We start from the raw sequence: 17,142 nt of genomic DNA, 5'->3' as shown, positions 1-17,142 counted from the left end.
AGGCTCGGTGGGGGTCACAGCGGGATGTTCCCATGCTTCTTGGTGGGGAGGCTGGCGCGCTTGTCGCGCAGGGCGCGCAGGCCCCTGATGATCTGCAGGCGGGTTTCGGAGGGGGCGATGACGGCGTCAACGTACCCGAGTTCCGCCGCCTGGTAGGGGTTAAGGAGCTCCTCCTCGTACTGCCGGATCACCTCGGCGCGCCGTGCCTCGACGTCGCCGCCGGACTCTGCCACTGCGGCGAGGTCGCGCCGGTACAGGATGTTGACGGCGCCCTGGGCGCCCATGACGCCGATCTGGGCGGTGGGCCAGGCCAGGTTCAGGTCGGCGCCGAGCTTCTTGGAGCCCATCACGATGTAGGCACCGCCATAGGCCTTGCGGGTGATCACGGTGAGCTTGGGAACGGTGGCCTCGGCGTAGGCGTACAGGAGCTTGGCGCCGCGGCGGATGATGCCCTGGAATTCCTGGTCCTTGCCGGGCAGGAAGCCGGGGACGTCCACCAGGGTAATGATGGGAATGTTGAACGCGTCGCAGTGCCGGACGAACCGGGCCGCCTTTTCCGACGCCGCGATGTCCAGGGTGCCGGCGAACTGCAGGGGCTGGTTGGCAACGATGCCCACCGTGTGGCCTTCCACCCGGCCGTAGCCGATCATGACGTTAGGCGCGTACAGGGCCTGCATTTCCAGGAAGTGTCCGTCGTCCACGATCTGCTCAACCACCGTGCGCATGTCGTAGGGCTGGTTGGCGGAGTCGGGGATGAGCGCATCCAGGGCGAGGTCGTCGTCGTCGAGTTCCAGCTCCTGCGTGTGCTCCAGGACGGGCGCCTCGGACAGGTTGTTGGACGGCAGGAAGTCCAGAAGTTCGCGGACGAACTCGATGGCATCCCCTTCGTCGGAGGCGAGGTAGGTGGACGTTCCTGTAGTGGCGTTGTGCTGCCGGGCGCCGCCGAGGGTTTCCATGTCAACATCCTCGCCGGTCACCGTCTTGATGACGTCCGGGCCGGTGATGAACATGTGGGAGGTCTTGTCCACCATCACCACGTAGTCGGTGAGGGCGGGGGAGTAGGCGGCACCGCCGGCTGAGGGGCCCATGATCAGGGAGATCTGCGGGACGACGCCGGAGGCGTGGACGTTGTTGCGGAAGATGTCCGCGAACATCGCCAGGGAGGCCACGCCTTCCTGGATGCGGGCTCCGCCGCCGTCAAGGATGCCGACGACGGGGCAGCCGTTGCGCAGCGCAAACTCCTGCACCTTGACGATTTTTTCGCCGTTGACCTGGCTGAGCGAGCCGCCATAGACGGAGAAGTCCTGGCTGTACACGGCCACCAGGCGGCCGTCCACGGTGCCGTAGCCGGAAACCAGGCCGTCGCCCAGCGGCTTCTTCTTCTCCATGCCGAACGCGGTGGAGCGGTGCACGGCCAGGGCGTCGAACTCCACGAAGGAGTCTTCATCCAGCAGGAGGCCGATGCGCTCCCGGGCGGTGTTCTTGCCCCGCGCATGCTGCTTTTCGATGGCTTCAGGGCCGGAGGGCTGTTCGGCACGCGCCTGGCGGTCGCGGAAATCGGCGATTTTTCCCGCTGTCGTTGTCAGATCGTGGCTCATCAAGTGTCTCCGGCTCTGTAGCAGATTGATTCTGTGGTGCTGAGTTGCTGGCCGGCCGTTGTGCAGGGTTTAAGTAGCTTCCACACAAAAGACGAACCCTGCTGGCAAGTCTAGTGACGCGTCCGGCCGCCGCAGCTGTAGGGAACCTACAATTTTCTGCGCCGCGATCACCAGCAATGTCATGTTACTCGCCGGTAACTTAGCTGGGTTAGAGTGGTGCCATGACTTCGAGCAATGATGCTTTGCACGCCCCCGCAGGCCCCTACCGGGCCGCCTCCTCCCTCCGCGGACGGACCCTCGTGATCTCCGGCGGAAGCCGCGGCATCGGCCTGGCGATTGCCCTCCGGGCGGCCCGGGACGGCGCCAATATCGTCCTGATGGCCAAGACCGGAGAGCCGCATCCCAAACTCGCCGGGACCGTCTACACCGCCGCCCGGGAGATCGAAGACGCCGGCGGGCAGGCCCTGCCCCTGGTGGGGGATGTCCGCAACGATGACGATGTGGCCCGCGCGGTCTCCTCGGCGGTGGAGAACTTTGGCGGAATCGATGCCGTCATCAACAACGCGTCCGCCATCGACCTCTCCCGCACCGATGACGTGGACATGAAAAAGTACGACCTCATGCAGGACATCAATGTCCGCGGGACGTTCCTGCTGTCCAAGCTGGCGCTGCCGGCGCTGCGGTCATCGGACAGTGCCCACATCCTCACACTCTCGCCTCCCCTGAACCTCGATCCCCACTGGGCGGGAAAACACCTGGCCTACACCATGGCCAAGTACGGCATGAGCCTGACGACCCTTGGGCTCGCCGAGGAACTGAAGGCGGACGGTATCCGGGTGAATTCGCTGTGGCCGTGCACCCTGATTGATACGGCGGCCATCAGGAACATGCCCCACGGGGAGAGCATTGCCCAGGCAGCGCGCGGCCCGGAGATCATGGCGGACGCGGCCCACGCCGTGCTCACCGGCAGCAACCTGGAAAGCGGCGGCCGGCCCAGCGGGAATTTCTACACGGACGAGGCAGTGCTCACGGCTGCTGGAGTCACTGATTTCCGGCCGTACAGCCTGGGGGCTCCGGAAGACCGCCTGGCGCCGGACATTTTCCTGTAACCCGGCCCTCCGCCGGTCCCGCAGGGTGCACCGGCTGCGGGCAGCCGGGGCCGGGCCGGGTCGGTAGAGTTTAGGTATGGATGACGCACATGCCCCCGGTACGCCGCTGAACCGGAGCGACCTCGCGGACCAGGACTTCCTGTCCGCCACCGGCATCGCACGGCTCGAGGTGGTGGACTCCACCGGGTCCACCAACGCGGACCTGCTCCGGTCGGTGACCGTGGAGCCCTCGGCGTGGCCGGACATGTCGGTGCTGACGGCGGAATACCAGACGGCGGCCCGGGGACGCCTGGACAGGCACTGGGAGGCGCCGCCCCTAAGTTCCGTCTCCGTTTCGGTGGTCCTGAGGCCCGCGAACGCGGAAGGCAGGCCGCTCCCCACCCAAAGCTATTCCTGGCTGTCCCTCATCGGAGCCCTGGCGCTGCGCGAAACCCTGCTGGAGACGGCCGGCCTCCCCGCGGAGCTGAAGTGGCCCAACGACGTCCTGGTGCGCGGAAAGAAAATCGCCGGAATCCTGGCCCAGCTGGGTCCCATGGTGGACGGCTCGGTGCCGCCCGTCATCCTCGGAACCGGCCTGAACGTCACCCTCCGGGAGGAGGAGCTCCCCGTGCCCACCGCCACGTCCGTGGTCCTGGAAGCGCCGCGGACAGCGGACCGGACCGAGTTGCTGAAGAGCTACCTCTCGCACTTTGCCGTGCTCTACCGCAGCTTCTGCAATGCCGACGGCGACCCCGCAGCGGGCCTGGCCGGCGGCCCGTCGCTGCATAAGCGGGTGGAGGCCGTCATGACGACGCTGGGAAAACAGGTGCGGGCGCAGCTCCCCGGCGACCACGAGATCATTGGCCACGCATCCCGGCTCGACGAGTACGGCTCACTGCTGGTGGTTGACCGGGAGTCCCGCGAGCACGTGGTGACCGCCGGCGATGTGGTGCACCTGCGTCCGTGGACCTCCCCGGATGAATCCGGCCAGGGCGGATATGCGTAAAGACCTCGTCCCGGGCGAGCAGGTGATAGTCACTACCCGCCCGCAGCCGAGGAAGCTGGCGGGGGCAGCCGCAGCCTTCATACTCTCACCGGCACTTGCCGCCTTTGCTGCCGCATGGGTGGTCCGCGGGGAAGCGGTGAGGGTCATCCCCGGCCTCGAGGCGCGGTGGACGCCGGCGCTGGTGGCCGGATGCATCCTGGCCGCGGCCGGCGTCTGGCTGGGTTACTGCCTGCCCCGGCTGCTGCGGTGGCAGGGCACCCGGTATACGCTCACCAGCCGGAGGCTCATCTCCAGGTCCGGCCTGGTGCGGCGGCAGGACCAGCAAGTAAACCTTGCATCGGTGCGCCACCTGACTGTCCACGAGTCGGTACTCCAGCGCCTGTTGCGCTCGGGGAATATATCCTTGGAAACCGGGTACCAGGGCGTAGTGACTTTCCGGGACGTGCCGGAGGTTGCCAGGTTCCGGGATTTCATCCTTGACGCCCTCGAGGAACTGCCCGACGAACGCGACGGCCAGTCCGGCGGGGCGCTGGATTACCCTGCCGGAGCATTGCCATGGGAACTGAGAGAAGGTGGACGGGATGAACGATGAGGACCAGCAGGAACGCGCGGACTCCATCACGCCCCCGCCCGCGATGGACGCCCACCCCGCCACGGGCACCATGTCAGCCGAACGGCTCGCCATGAAGGCGCTGGAAGCCCGGCTGCTCGGCGGCGAACGCAAGCTCCGCCGTCGTGAAGTGGCCGCCGGCGCAGGGTTGTCCCTGCTGTCCGCCCGCAAGCTGTGGCGCGCCCTGGGCTTTCCCAACTTCGGCGACGAGGACGTCGCCTTCACCGAGCGGGACCAGGCCGCCCTCTCCACCGTGGTGGACCTGGTGCGCTCCGGCAAGCTGACGGAGGAGGCCGCCATCTCCGTCACACGCTCCATCGGGCAGATGACGGACCGGATGGTGGTGTGGCAGATCGAAGCCCTGGTGGAGGACATGGTCCACGAGCAGGGTGTCACGGACGCCGTGGCGCGCAAGCGGCTGGTCAACGAACTGCCCGCGCTGGTGGACGCCCTCGAAGAAGTACTGGTGTACTCCTGGCGGCGCCAGCTCAACGCCGGCGTGCAGCGGCTCGCCGTCCGGGCGGAGGCCGGGCTCCAGGCCAGCGAGGAAGGCCGGGAAGGCGACGAGGACGACGCGCCGCTGCCGCTGGCACGAGCCGTCGGTTTTGCGGACCTGGTCTCCTACACCAGCCTGTCCCGGCGCATGAACGAAAAAACCCTCGCCCGGCTGGTCCAGCGCTTCGAGAACAAGTGCGCGGAAATCATCTCCGTAGGCGGCGGCAGGCTGGTGAAAACGGTGGGGGACGAAGTCCTGTACATCGCGGAAACCCCCGCTGCCGGCGCTGAGATCTCCCTTGCCCTGGCCCAGGCCTTCACGGAGGACGAAATCCTTCCCGAAGCGCGGGTGGCCATGGTGTGGGGAAGGATCCTGTCCAGGCTTGGTGACATCTACGGTCCCACGGTGAACCTGGCGGCCCGGCTTACCACCCTGGCCGACCCCGGGACTGTGCTGGTGGACTCGATGACGGCCTCGGCCCTGGAGCACGATGAACGGTTCGTGCTGGAGCCACAGCCGCCCGAAAACGTCCGCGGCTTCGGCGAGATCCGCCCGGTGCGTTTGGAGCGGGGGCTTGGCAAGGGGCTTGTGCTGGACTAGGACGCCTGATTCTTCAGCCGGAATGACAAGCCCAAAATAGTTTCTCCAGTTGTTGGTCAATCACGATATAGTCGGTGCGGCGGCAAAGGACGGAGCACTGCCGTGGGCAGGGCTCCCCATCGCGGCCAGATGTGGCCGTGGGTATGCTTGCCACCGGGCAAGCTATCTTGCCGGCACTCGGCGCCACGCGTGGCCGGGTGTCCTTATTTTTGTCGGGTCTCAGCTGCTTCCTGCCAGGAGCAGCACAACATCAAGGTCCGGGCGAGTCCCGGCCGGGCAGCTGCCTGCGGCAGCGGTAATTTCAGGGGATATCAAGCTGTGACAAGTCTGCTGGGGAAACTTGGACTGAATCGGCGCCACAAAAAAATGGTGACGGGCACTGCTTTCAGTGCCGCTGTTGCTGTTGTGGTGACGGGGGCAATTCTGTATCCGGGGTTCAAAACCACCGAGGTGGAATTGAACGACGGCGGCGTGTGGGTGGTGTCCAAGTCCAAGAACGCAGTAGGCCGGTTGAATTATCCTTCCCGGGTCCTTGACGGGGCGGTGACGCCGGCGTCCACGACGTTCGACATCCTGCAGGACGCGGGGGATGTGTTCGTTGATGACGAGACCGGGTCAACGTTGAACCAGGTTTCGCCGGCGAACATGCGGCTGGGCGGGGACAAGCAGCTGCCGGGGTCCGCGGATGTGAGTTTCGGATCCGAGGTGATCTCGGTGACCGACGCAGCGTCAGGCAAGGTGTGGGCGGTGTCTCCGTCCACGGTCAACGGTTTTGACGAGGAAGCCTCCGAGCCCGTCATGGTGGGCTCGGAGGGCATTGTCTCGGCGGTGGGGGAGGACGACCGGATCTATTCGGCGGATCCCAAGTCCGGTGCGGTGACGGTTACCGGTGTTGACGCCAACGGGGAAGTAACGTCCTCGGAGACTGAGACCTGGGCGGACCTTAAAGGTGCGGGGGACCTCCAGATCACGGTGGTGGGGGATAAGCCTGTGCTTCTTGATGCGGCGGCGGGGAGGTTGTTCCTGCCCGGCGGGAAGCGGCTCCAGGTGGAGAACGCGCGGGATGCGAAATTGCAGCAGGGCGGGCCGGGCAGTGATTTTGTGGCGGTTTCGACGCCCAAGGCGCTGCTGAAGCAGCCGCTGGACGGGTCCACGGCCAAGACGGTGACGTTCGACGGCGAGGGTGTGCCGGCTGCCCCTGTCCAGCTGGGCGGGTGTGTGCATGCGGCGTGGTCGGGGGCGAACAAGTATGTTCGGGACTGCGTGAACGATGGCGATGACAAGAACGTGGACGTGCCCAAGGCGAGCGCCTCGCCGTCGTATGTTTTCCGGGTGAACCGTGACCTGGTGGTCCTGAACGACGTGAACTCCGGCAACGTGTGGCTGGTCAACCAGAACATGCAACTGGTCAACAACTGGGACGACGTCGTCCCGCCCAAGAACGAGTCCGACGAACAGGACCAGGAGTCCGCGGACAACAACACCATTAACGTCCTCCCGGACCGCACCAAACCCAACCGTCCGCCGGAAACGAAGCCCGACGCCGTCGGCGTGCGCCCCGGCCGCACCACCATCCTCAGCGTCCTGGACAACGATTCGGACCCCGATGGCGACGTGCTCACCGCAGCTGTGGGGGACTCAGGACCCCAGGCCGGAAGCCTCCAAAATATCTACGGCGGCACCGCCTTCCAGATCTCCGTTCCCGCCGACGCGAAACCCGGCACCGAAACGTTCAGCTACAGCGCCTCCGACGGCCGAGGCCTGTCCGCCGGCGGGCAGGTCACGCTCAGCGTGGTTGGGCCCGACGAGAACAAACCTCCGCAGTTCAAGCGCGGCGACAACACCACCACCATGCTGGTGGAACAGGGCAAGACAGTCAGCCAGAACATCCTCACGGACTGGATCGATCCCGACGGCGACGACCTGGTGCTCCTCGACGCCAAGGCGGACAACGACCAGGACCAGGTGAAGGTCCGCCGTGACGGCCTGCTCACCTTCCAGGACTCCGGCGCGACAGCCGGCAAGAAGACCGTGGAGGTCACCATCTGGGACGGCCGGGACACCGTCACCGGGAAAGTCGTGGTCAACGTCCAACCGCCGGGAGCCCTGGCACCGGTGGTCAACGCCGACCACGTCACTGCCGTGGTGGGCCAGGACCTGGTCATCTCACCGCTGAAGAACGACGTGGACCCCAACGGCGGCGCCCTCCGGTTGGCACAGGTGGAGGCCAACGGCCCCGCCGAGCTGGGTCCCGTGACCGACGGCGGCACGTTCACGTTCCGCAGCACCACCCCCGGCCCGGTCTACCTGACGTACATCGCCAGCAACGGCCCGCAAAGCAGCCAGGGGCTCATCCGCGTTGACGTGGAATCCGGAGATGAGGCCGGTGACCCCGTCGCCGTCCATGACGTGGCGCTCATGCCCACCGGCGGCAGCGTGCTGCTGGACCCGCTGGCCAATGACTCCGACCCCTCCGGTGGCGTCCTGGTGCTGCAGTCCGTGAAACTGCCCGAAAACTCGACCGCGTCCGTCAGCGTGATCAACCATGGTGTCCTGCGCATCACCGACATCCTGGGCACCAAGGACCCGATCCTCTTCGAATACACCATGTCCAACGGGAAGAAGGCCGCCACGGGCAGCGTCTCCGTGGTCCCCGTCCCTGCGCCCGCCGTTGTGGAAGCACCCCAGCCCAAACCGGACGAGGTCAACGTCCGGGTCAACGACGTCGTCACCATCCCCGTCCTCGAGAACGACACCCACCCGCAGGGCCAGGAACTCACGGTGGATCCTGTCCTGCCGCAGGGCGTGGATCCCGTGGACGGAAAGAGCTTCGTCTCCGAGAACACCCTGAGGTTCATCGCCGGCCCGCAGCCCAAGACGGTCCGTGCCATCTATAACGCCGTGGACCCGCAGGGCCAGAAGAGCGCCGCCGCGGTGACCATCCACATCCTTCCGCTCGAAGGCGCCGAAAACTCGCGCCCGCAGCCGCGCAACCTCACCGCCCGTGTGGTGGCCGCCGGCACGGTGCGCATTCCCGTACCGCTGGACGGCATCGATCCGGACGGCGATTCGGTCCAGCTGACCGGCATCGACAGTACGCCGTCGATGGGAACGGCTGCCGTGGGCAGCAACTTCATCGACTTTACGGCTGCCGGTGACGGCGCCGGAACCGACACGTTCCGCTACAAGGTGGTGGACCGGCAGGGCGCCGTCAACACGGGCACCGTCACCGTGGGCATTGCGCCGCGCGGTGAGGTCAACCAGAAACCTACTCCCGTGGACGACGAGGTCCGGGTCCGCCCGGGCCGCCAGATCGCCGTGGACGCCACCGGCAACGACACCGACCCCGACGGTGACCTCATCCGCATCCTCAGCGACGGCATCGAAGCCGACCCCGCGCTGCAGGCCACGGTAAGCAAAACCAGCGGCCGGATCATCCTGCTGGCGCCGGAAGAAGCCGGAACCGTCAACGTCCGCTACACCATCGCCGACGACCGGGACGCTACCGCACAGGCCACCATCCGCGTGGTGGTGGACAACGAGGTGCCCCTTAAGGCGCCCGTCGCCCGTGATGACCGGGTCACCTCCGCCCAGACCATGGGGAAGACCGCCGTGGATGTCCCCGTCCTGAAGAACGACGAGGACCCCGACGGCGTCGGGGAAAACCTCAAGGTCAGCACCGAGGCCACCACCGCCCGGCCGGGCGCAGACGGCACCATGATTGTCGACCTGACGGAGCAGCCGCAGCTCATCCCTTACAACGTGGAGGATGTTGACGGCCAGCAGTCGACGGCGGTGATCTGGGTGCCCGGCCTTGGTCAGCAGGTGCCCACCCTGGCCAAGGACGAAGTCATCGAGGTCGTCGCCGGACAGTCCGTGGACGTTGACCTCGACGAGTGGGTCAAGGTGCGTGAAGGCCGCTCGCCGCGGCTCACCCAGACCGACCGCATCAAGCTCATCGGCGCCGACGGCGGCGACCCCGTCATCGGCGACGGCACGGGCCTGAAGTACACGGCAGGAACCGACTATGTGGGTCCCGGCTCGCTCACCTTCGAGGTCACGGACGGGACCGGCCCGGACGACCCGGAAGGCCTCAAGTCCACCCTCAGCATCCGCACCAAGGTCCTGCCCGACCCCAACAAGAACAATCCGCCGGAACTCCTGGGCGCAAACGTCGACGTGCCCAAGGGCGACTCCGCCAGCACCGACCTGGGCAAGCTGACCTCGGACCCGGACGCCGACGACGTCGAAAAGATGAAGTACGAACTGGTGGGCGGAGCGCCCGCCGGATTCAACGCGAGCATCGACGGCAGGACCCTCAAGGTCTCCGCGGCCGACTCAAGCGGCTCAGGAACCACCTCGGCCGTCCAGGTCAAGGCGAAGGATCCCCGCGGGCTCGAAGCCACCGCCACCTACCAGCTGAAGGTGACCGCCTCCAACCGGCCGAAGCCGGTGGCCAACGACGACGTGCAGGACAACGTTGCCGCGGGCAAACCCGTGACGGTCAATGTGCTGGCCAACGACGCCAACCCGTTCCCGGAGACCGCGCTGAAGATCATTGCGGCCGCCGCGGAAACCGGCAGCGGCAACGTGGACGTCAACGGCGATTCCATCACCGTCACGCCTGCGCCGGGCTTCACCGGCACCATGGTGGTGTCCTACACCGTGGCGGACAAAACGGAGGATCCGTCGCGCCAGGCAACAGCCCGTGTCCGCCTCACCGTCAAGGACAAGCCCCAGGCGCCCACCACCCCGCAGGCGCAGAGCGTAGGGGACCAGACGGCCCTCCTGAACTGGACGGCGCCCGCGGACCGCGGCTCACCCATCACCAAGTACACCGTGTACGGCGAGGGCGGATTCCAGCAGGACTGCCCCGCCAACACCTGCACGCTCAACGGGCTGGTCAACAACACCAAGTACCACTTCCAGGTCTCGGCCACCAACGAGTTTGGTGAATCGGACCGGTCGCCTGCCTCTGCCGAGGTGCGCCCTGACGTGAAGCCCGATACCCCGCTGGCGCCGTCGATGAAGTTCGGCGACAAGGAGCTGTCCATCAACTGGTCCGCCCCTGCAAGCAAGGGCTCGCCGGTGAAGTCCTACGACCTGGAGATCTCACCCCCTCCGGCCGGGCAGAACGCCCAGATCCAGAACCTGGCAGCGGTCAGCTACGTCTGGAAGGGACTGCAGAACGGCGTCTCCTACAAAGTCCGGGTCCTGGCGCGCAATGATGCCAAGGAACCGTCCGAATGGAGCCCGTACTCGGCAGCCGAAGTGCCTGCCGGAGTCCCGGCCACCCCTGCTGCACCATCTGCGGCGCAGGCGGGTTCCGTGGGTTCGCAAAGCCAGCTGAAGGTGAGCTGGACGGCGCCTAACAACAACGGCGACGCCATCTCGGCCTACACCCTGACCACCCTCCAGGGCGGTGCCGTCGTGGCCAGCCAGCAAGTCACCGGTACGTCGCAGAACGTGACCGTGGACAACTCGGAAACGAACTACACCTTCACGGTGTCCGCCACGAACAAGGCGGGTACCAGCGGGACGAGCGCCCCGTCGGCCGCCATTCGGGCTTCCGGGAAGCCCGGGCAGGTCAGCGGCGGTACCGTCGCCGACACCGGGAACAGCGGTCAGCTCCAGGTCACGTTCACGCCGCTCACCGAGGCCCAGCGCAACGGCTCCACCGCCAGTGAGATTGCCTACTCCTACCGCGCATCAACCGGGCAGTCCGGGCCGATCAACGCGCCTGGCGGCAACATCAACGGCCTGCCCAACGGACAGAACATCACCATCAACATCATTGCCACGTCCACCAGGAACAACATCTCGGGTGATGCACAGGCGATTGGCGCCGGCAACCCCTACGGACCTGCGAACGCGCCCAATATCGATGGCGGCACGTCCGCCAAGGGCGACGGCGACGTCCACTGGACCTGGAACAACCCCAACACTAACGGCCGGCCCCTGAGCCATTACGAGGTCAGCTACGAGGGAGGCGGCTGGATCAACGTAGGCAAGGCCACGAAGTACGACCGGTCCGCGGGCGGCTGGGACCAGCCCCGCCAGCTTCGCGTGCGTGCCGTGACAGCCGTCAACGGTGCAATTGGCGGACCTGTGACGTCCAGGTCCGGTGCCGACCCGACTCCGCCGCCGCCCAGTTCCTGGAGTGTCACCGCTCCCGTCCGGACATGCACGGAGCCGCGGTACGGTACGGACAGCTACAGGAACACGAACCCCGACCAATGCATCAGCCCCGGCATCTGGTTCAATTCGGGACGGGTTGCCCAGGCGGATTTCTACGTGGTCTGGTACAAGACCTCGAACAACCCCAGCGGCATCTGGTACCACCTCTCCACCGGGGAAGCAGCCGGCAACTATGCCCGGTGCGATACCGTCTCGCTCGGCTGCAACCCGCCGGACAGAATGCCCAAACGCTGACCCGCCATCATTCCCAAGCCCGAGAGAAAGAACATTTCATGACCATGACCCCCGAGCAGGCCGCCTGGTTTGCAGACACGTTCGAGAAGCTCGTTGCCAACGTGGGACAGGCCGTGCTGGGCAAGGAACACGTCATCCGGCTCACCTTCACGGCCATGCTGGCCGAGGGCCACGTGCTGTTCGAGGACGCCCCCGGCACCGGCAAGACCTCCCTGGCCAGGGCCCTGGCCGCCACCGTGCAGGGCTCCAACAACCGCATCCAGTTCACCCCCGACCTGCTGCCCTCGGATGTCACCGGCGTGACCATCTACGACCAGAAGACGCAGAAGTTCGAGTTCCACAAGGGCCCGATCTTCAACAACATCGTCCTCGCGGACGAGATCAACCGTGCCTCGCCGAAGACCCAGTCGGCCCTGTTGGAGGTCATGGAGGAATCCCGGGTCACGGTGGACGGCGTCACCTATGAAGCCGGACGGCCGTTCATGGTCATGGCCACGCAGAACCCCATCGAGCAGGCCGGCACCTACCGCCTGCCCGAGGCGCAGCTGGACCGCTTCCTGATCAAGACCTCCATCGGCTACCCGGACCACGCCTCCACCGTCCGGCTGCTGGGCGGCTCCAACCTCAAGGACCGGTCCCAGGAACTGTCCGCCGTCATCACCACCCAGGCCGTGGCAGACATGGCAGACCTGGCGGCCACCGTGCACGTGGACACCGCCGTGCTGGAGTACATCTCCAGGCTCTGCGAGGAGACCCGCAGTGCCCCTGAAACCCGGCTGGGCGTCTCGGTGCGCGGTGCCCTGGCCATGGTCCGGGCGGCCAAGGTCTGGGCAGCCGGGCAGGGCCGCAACTTCGTCCTCCCGGACGACATCAAGGAACTGGCTCCCGTGGTGTGGACCCACCGCTTTGTCATGGACCCCGAAGCGGAGTTCTCCGGAGCAACCGCCGAGGCAGTGCTGACGCGGATCCTGGCGGACATCGCGGCTCCCCAGCAGCGCACCAACGCCTGACGCCCCGGCCAGGACCCCACCACTTCCACGCAACAACGAAGGCACACATATGTCCAGCGGCACCCCGTTGACCCGGCTCACGGAGCGTCTGAAACAACCCTTCGCCAGGAACGGCAGTCCCGGCGCCCTGCACCCCTCAGCCGTCTGGGCCGAGGCAAGGAACACCGCAGCCATGGCATCGGCCCCCGCCTGGCGTGCCGTCCGTCGAGCCTGGCTGACGTACGCCTGGCCCGTGCTGTCAGTGGTCAGCGTCCTGGGCTGGTCAGTCCTCGCTGCCGCCATCCTGCTCTGGGCAACAGGGCAGGCGTTTGGCTGGCAGGAGGCGAAGGCCGCGGCCATCGCCGCGTTCGTCATGTTCGTGATCGCGGTGGGGTTCGTCCTGGGCCGGTCGTCCTATGGCGTGGTCCTTGACCTGGCCCGGACCCGCGTGGCGGTGGGGGACAGCGCCGTTGGCAGCATCGCGGTGTCCAACACCTCTGCCCGGCCGCTGTTGCCCGCCGCCCTGGAATTGCCGGTGGGCAGCGCCACCGCCGTGTTCCACCTGCCGCGGATGAAGCCGCAGCAGGTCCACGAGGACCTCTTCACCATTCCCACCGCGCGCCGTGCCGTGATCGTCGTCGGCCCCGTCAGGTCGGTCCGGGCAGACCCCCTGCACCTTTTGCGCCGCCAGGTCCTGTGGACCGAACCGGAGGACCTGTTCGTCCACCCGCGCACAGTGGCCCTGGCCGGTTCGGCGGCCGGATTCATCCGGGACCTCGAAGGCATGCCCACCACGGACCTCTCCAGCGCGGACGTGTCCTTCCATGCGCTGCGCGACTACGTGCCGGGGGATGACCGGCGGCACATCCACTGGAAAACAACGGCACGGACCAACAAGCTCATGGTGCGCCAGTTCGAGGAAACCCGCCGCGCCCACCTGGCCATTTCGCTGTCCATCAACACTGACGAGTACGCCTCGGAAACCGAGTTCGAGATGGCCGTCTCCGCCGCCGCCTCCATCGGCAGGCAGGCCATCCGCGAGCAGCGTGAGCTGGACGTCCTCACCCAGAAAGGCCCGCTGCGCTGCGAAACCGGGCGGAACCTGCTGGACGACATGACAAGGATCATCGGCGCGCCCATGCGCCGGACCGCCGTCGACCTTGCCAGGACCCTGGCCGACACTGTTCCCAACGCCTCCGTGGTGTTTTTTGTGGTGGGCAGCCACGTGACCGCCACGCAGCTGCGTTCCGCCGCCGCTTCCGTGCCTCCGGGCGTCCGCAGCCTCGCCGTCCGGGTCGAGGCCGGCGCCTCTCCCACGCGGGCGAACATCGCAGACCTCACAGTGCTGACGCTCGGAGACCTGACTGACCTGGCCATTGTGCTGAGAAAGGCCGCAGCATGACCTCCACGGAAGGCCTGCGCCCGCGCAGCACGCGCCCCCGCGCCAACCAAACCCGCACCGCACAGCCGCGCACCATCCGCACCGCACCCCGGGACCAGGCAGACTCCGCCTTTGCCAACGGGCAGCCGTTCTGGCACTTTGTGCTCGACGCCGGCGCACTGACGGTGCTGCTGGGGCTGGGCCTGCTCGGGTTCGGGCTCAGTTTCGGCGGCGACCCCTACTACCTGCTGTCCGGCTTCGGCGGAATCTTCCTGGGGCTGGCCCTGGGCGCCTTGAACGCACACCTGCGCCTCGGGCTGCTCATCACCACGGCACTGGCCCTGGGCGCCTACCTGGTCTTCGGTACCCTGCTGGCGGTTCCGGATTCCGCCATCGCCGGCTTCGTCCCCACCCTGGACTCGCTCCGCATCCTCCTGCTGGGGATCGTGTTCGCCTGGAAGGACATGCTGACGGTCGGCGTCCCCGTGGGCACCGCGGGCGGTGTGCTGATCGTTCCGTTCCTGAGCTCCATGATCACCGCGCTGGTGGCCGCCATCCTGACCTGGCGGCTTCGTAGCCCCTACTTCCCGCTCCTGCCGGTGCTGGTCCTGTTCGTCACCGGCATCGCCTTCAGCACCAACGCCGCCTTCCTTACCGTGGAACGCGGCATTGGCCTTACCGTGCTGGGGATCGGCTGGGCCACCTTCCGCAGGGACGCGCTCCGGAAGAACTCCACCCGGAAGGTTTCCGTCAACAACCCGCAGACAGATACCGCCACTGCGCAGCGCGCCAGGCTCCGCCGGCTGGGAATGGCCGCCGGCGTCATCGCCGTCAGCGTGGCCGTCACCGCGCTCGCCGCACCCCTGGTCACGGCGGGCAACGACCGGAAGGTCCTCCGGAACGTCGTGGTCCCGCCGTTCGATCCCAAGGACTACATCACACCCCTCGCCAGCTTCCGGACCTTCGTCAAGGACAAGAAGGACGACACCCTGTTCGTGGTCCAGGGCCTGCCCCGCGACGGCCGCGTCCGGCTGGGTGCCCTGGATTCCTTCAACGGCACCAACTACACGATGGACCCCAACGGCTCCGGCAACTTCAGCAAGGTGGGAGACACCGAATCGATCAACACCCTGGCCGATACCTCCGGCGTTGTTCCCACCAACGACTACGCCATCAACATCACCGTTGAGGACTACCAGGGCTTCTTTGTCCCCGGCGGCCGCAAGACCACCGGGCTGAGCTTCGACGACACCGCTTCTGCCGCGGCATCCGGCCTCTACTTCAACTCCGGCACCGACACCGCCGTCACCACCAACGGATTGTCCCGCGGCGACTCCTACCGGGTGCAGGTCTCGGACCCCGTCAAGCTGGAACACGGGCAGCTGGCGCAGTACGACTTCGCGAAGCTGTCCCTTCCCGACGCCGTGGAAGTGCCGCCGGTGGTGGGATCACAGGCCAACGACCTCTCCTCCGACGCGCCCACGCCCATCGACAGGGTCCGCCAGCTTGAGGCCCATTTCCAGAAGACCGGGGCCTTCAGCAACGGGCTGGTCAGCGAGGGCCAGCTGCCCAGCGTCTCCGGCCACGGATCCGCCCGGATCAGGAACCTCCTCACGGCCAAGCAGATGCTCGGCGACGACGAGCAGTACGCCGTGGCCATGTCCCTGATGCTGCGCCACCTCGGCATCCCGTCCCGCGTGGTGATGGGCTTCTACCCTGAGCCCACCAGCCCCGAGAACGGTGCGGGCGAGGTCAGGATCACCGGCAAGAACGTCCACGCATGGGTTGAAGTGGCGTTCGAACGGGTGGGCTGGGTGAGCTTCGATCCCACGCCGCCCAAGGACAACATCCCCATCCCGCCGGACCCGGAAAACAAGTCCAAGCCCAAACCGCAGGTGCTGCAGCCGCCGCCCCCGCCGCAGGAGCCGGCGGACCTCCCCCCGGACTCGTCACCCGACGCGCTGGATGCGGATGAGAAGAAGAACAACCCCTGGCTCTTCTGGGGCGCCCTGCTGGGCGCCCTGGGAATCGCCCTGATCCCGCTGGCCGTCCTTGCGCTGCCGCTGCTGCTGATTGCCCTGCTGAAATCCCGGCGGCGGAAGTCGCGGTTCAGCGAAGGCCACCCTGCGCAGCGGGTGGGAGGCGGCTGGAGCGAGGTGGTCAGCCTGGCCACCGACATGGGTGCCGCCGTTGACTCCCGGGCCACCCGCCGCGAAAGCGCTGCGGTCCTTGCCGAAGCGTTCCCCGCCGCGGGCAGCACCACCACACTGCTGGCAAGGCGCGCGGACGCGTCCATCTTCGGCGCGGGCCAGCCAAGTGAGGACGAGGTGCGCGAGTACTGGACCATCGTGGACAGCTCCCTGCAAGAGATGACCTCGACGGCCGGCTTCTGGCGCCGGCAGCAGGCGAGGTTCTCGCCGCGGTCGCTCATGGCCGATGCGCGCAACGCCCTGGCCCTGCGGGGCCCGCTGGCACTTCCGTCCCTCAAGGCACTCAACCCGGCGTCCCGCCGTCGTACGGGACCGGCGGCCACAGGTCCGGGTGGGACGGCGCCGCGGGGGAATGAGCCGCAGGGGAATACTGCGGAAGGGACTGCGGAGCAGGACCGCACGACGCCGGAACCTCCCCAGCAGGGACCCGCGGCACCGTGACGGCGGACCTTCAGGCCTGCCCCCGCTGCCGGCAGTCCATCCGCGCGGGGGCGGCTTTCTGCACGTCCTGCGGGGCGCCCCTGCCCAACCGGGCGGCGCGCAGCACCCGCACCCTGCTGCCCGGCGGAGCCCCGGGCAGCGAACAGTTGCCCGGGGCTCCGGCTGCCCACGGAACGGGTATTCCCGGTACTATCCCGGTAGTACAAAGATCCCCGGCTGCCCAGGCCGCGGATCCACTCAACGCAGGCACCGGGCGGGGGAGCGCCGGCGGTTCCACCGCGCAGTCGGGGG

At 67.2% G+C, this 17,142-nt stretch carries 9 protein-coding genes and 1 pseudogene; 9 read left to right on the top strand and 1 reads right to left on the bottom strand.

Going from position 1 to position 17,142, the window contains the following annotated elements:
• Positions 1 to 14 precede the first annotated feature (14 nt).
• Positions 15 to 1,598, bottom strand: a complete 1,584-nt coding sequence (locus tag AC6CHP_RS09115; protein WP_427115311.1) for an acyl-CoA carboxylase subunit beta — start codon at positions 1,596 to 1,598, stop codon at positions 15 to 17.
• 221 nt (positions 1,599 to 1,819) lie between these two features.
• Between AC6CHP_RS09115 and AC6CHP_RS09110 the strand changes: the two genes are divergently transcribed.
• The 9 genes and pseudogenes from AC6CHP_RS09110 to AC6CHP_RS09070 form a co-directional block, all read left to right on the top strand.
• Positions 1,820 to 2,707, top strand: a complete 888-nt coding sequence (locus tag AC6CHP_RS09110; protein WP_498229344.1) for an SDR family oxidoreductase — start codon at positions 1,820 to 1,822, stop codon at positions 2,705 to 2,707.
• Between the two features lie 76 nt (positions 2,708 to 2,783).
• Positions 2,784 to 3,692, top strand: a complete 909-nt coding sequence (locus tag AC6CHP_RS09105) for a biotin--[acetyl-CoA-carboxylase] ligase (RefSeq protein WP_188730202.1) — start codon at positions 2,784 to 2,786, stop codon at positions 3,690 to 3,692.
• Complete coding sequence (locus tag AC6CHP_RS09100; RefSeq protein ID WP_498229341.1) at positions 3,685 to 4,284, top strand: PH domain-containing protein; 600 nt, start codon at positions 3,685 to 3,687, stop codon at positions 4,282 to 4,284. Before AC6CHP_RS09105 ends, AC6CHP_RS09100 begins: the two co-directional genes overlap by 8 nt.
• Entirely contained in the window at positions 4,274 to 5,398 is a 1,125-nt protein-coding gene (locus AC6CHP_RS09095; protein WP_498229339.1) for an adenylate/guanylate cyclase domain-containing protein, read from the top strand. Before AC6CHP_RS09100 ends, AC6CHP_RS09095 begins: the two co-directional genes overlap by 11 nt.
• Positions 5,399 to 5,716: 318 nt before the next feature.
• Positions 5,717 to 11,830 carry an Ig-like domain-containing protein gene (locus AC6CHP_RS09090; RefSeq protein ID WP_498229337.1) on the top strand — a complete coding sequence of 2,038 codons (6,114 nt, stop codon included), beginning with the start codon at positions 5,717 to 5,719 and terminating at the stop codon, positions 11,828 to 11,830.
• A 38-nt stretch (positions 11,831 to 11,868) separates the two neighbouring features.
• Positions 11,869 to 12,840 carry an AAA family ATPase gene (locus AC6CHP_RS09085; RefSeq protein ID WP_104185296.1) on the top strand — a complete coding sequence of 324 codons (972 nt, stop codon included), beginning with the start codon at positions 11,869 to 11,871 and terminating at the stop codon, positions 12,838 to 12,840.
• Between the two features lie 49 nt (positions 12,841 to 12,889).
• Entirely contained in the window at positions 12,890 to 14,221 is a 1,332-nt protein-coding gene (locus AC6CHP_RS09080; RefSeq protein WP_377195041.1) for a DUF58 domain-containing protein, read from the top strand.
• On the top strand, positions 14,218 to 16,851 hold the full coding sequence (locus tag AC6CHP_RS09075; protein WP_498229334.1) for a transglutaminase TgpA family protein: 2,634 nt from the start codon (positions 14,218 to 14,220) through the stop codon (positions 16,849 to 16,851). The genes AC6CHP_RS09080 and AC6CHP_RS09075 overlap by 4 nt, the downstream gene beginning before the upstream one ends.
• Positions 16,848 to 16,928 (top strand): annotated as a pseudogene (locus tag AC6CHP_RS09070) (zinc-ribbon domain-containing protein); the annotation flags it as partial. The gene AC6CHP_RS09075 and the pseudogene AC6CHP_RS09070, both read left to right, overlap by 4 nt.
• Positions 16,929 to 17,142: the final 214 nt, after the last annotated feature.

The organism is Pseudarthrobacter sp. GQ63 (assembly GCF_059758765.1).
The sequence above is the reverse complement of the archived record's forward strand: the minus strand, read 5'-3'. Positions and strand labels throughout refer to the sequence as shown.

Excerpts from the sequence above, each read along its gene's own strand:
- AC6CHP_RS09115 (WP_427115311.1), bottom strand. The coding sequence starts at position 1,598 with ATGAGCCACGATCTGACAACGACAGCGGGAAAAATCGCCGATTTCCGC.
- AC6CHP_RS09110 (WP_498229344.1), top strand. The coding sequence starts at position 1,820 with ATGACTTCGAGCAATGATGCTTTGCACGCCCCCGCAGGCCCCTACCGG.
- AC6CHP_RS09105 (WP_188730202.1), top strand. The coding sequence starts at position 2,784 with ATGGATGACGCACATGCCCCCGGTACGCCGCTGAACCGGAGCGACCTC.
- AC6CHP_RS09100 (WP_498229341.1), top strand. The coding sequence starts at position 3,685 with ATGCGTAAAGACCTCGTCCCGGGCGAGCAGGTGATAGTCACTACCCGC.
- AC6CHP_RS09095 (WP_498229339.1), top strand. The coding sequence starts at position 4,274 with ATGAACGATGAGGACCAGCAGGAACGCGCGGACTCCATCACGCCCCCG.
- AC6CHP_RS09085 (WP_104185296.1), top strand. The coding sequence starts at position 11,869 with ATGACCATGACCCCCGAGCAGGCCGCCTGGTTTGCAGACACGTTCGAG.
- AC6CHP_RS09080 (WP_377195041.1), top strand. The coding sequence starts at position 12,890 with ATGTCCAGCGGCACCCCGTTGACCCGGCTCACGGAGCGTCTGAAACAA.
- AC6CHP_RS09075 (WP_498229334.1), top strand. The coding sequence starts at position 14,218 with ATGACCTCCACGGAAGGCCTGCGCCCGCGCAGCACGCGCCCCCGCGCC.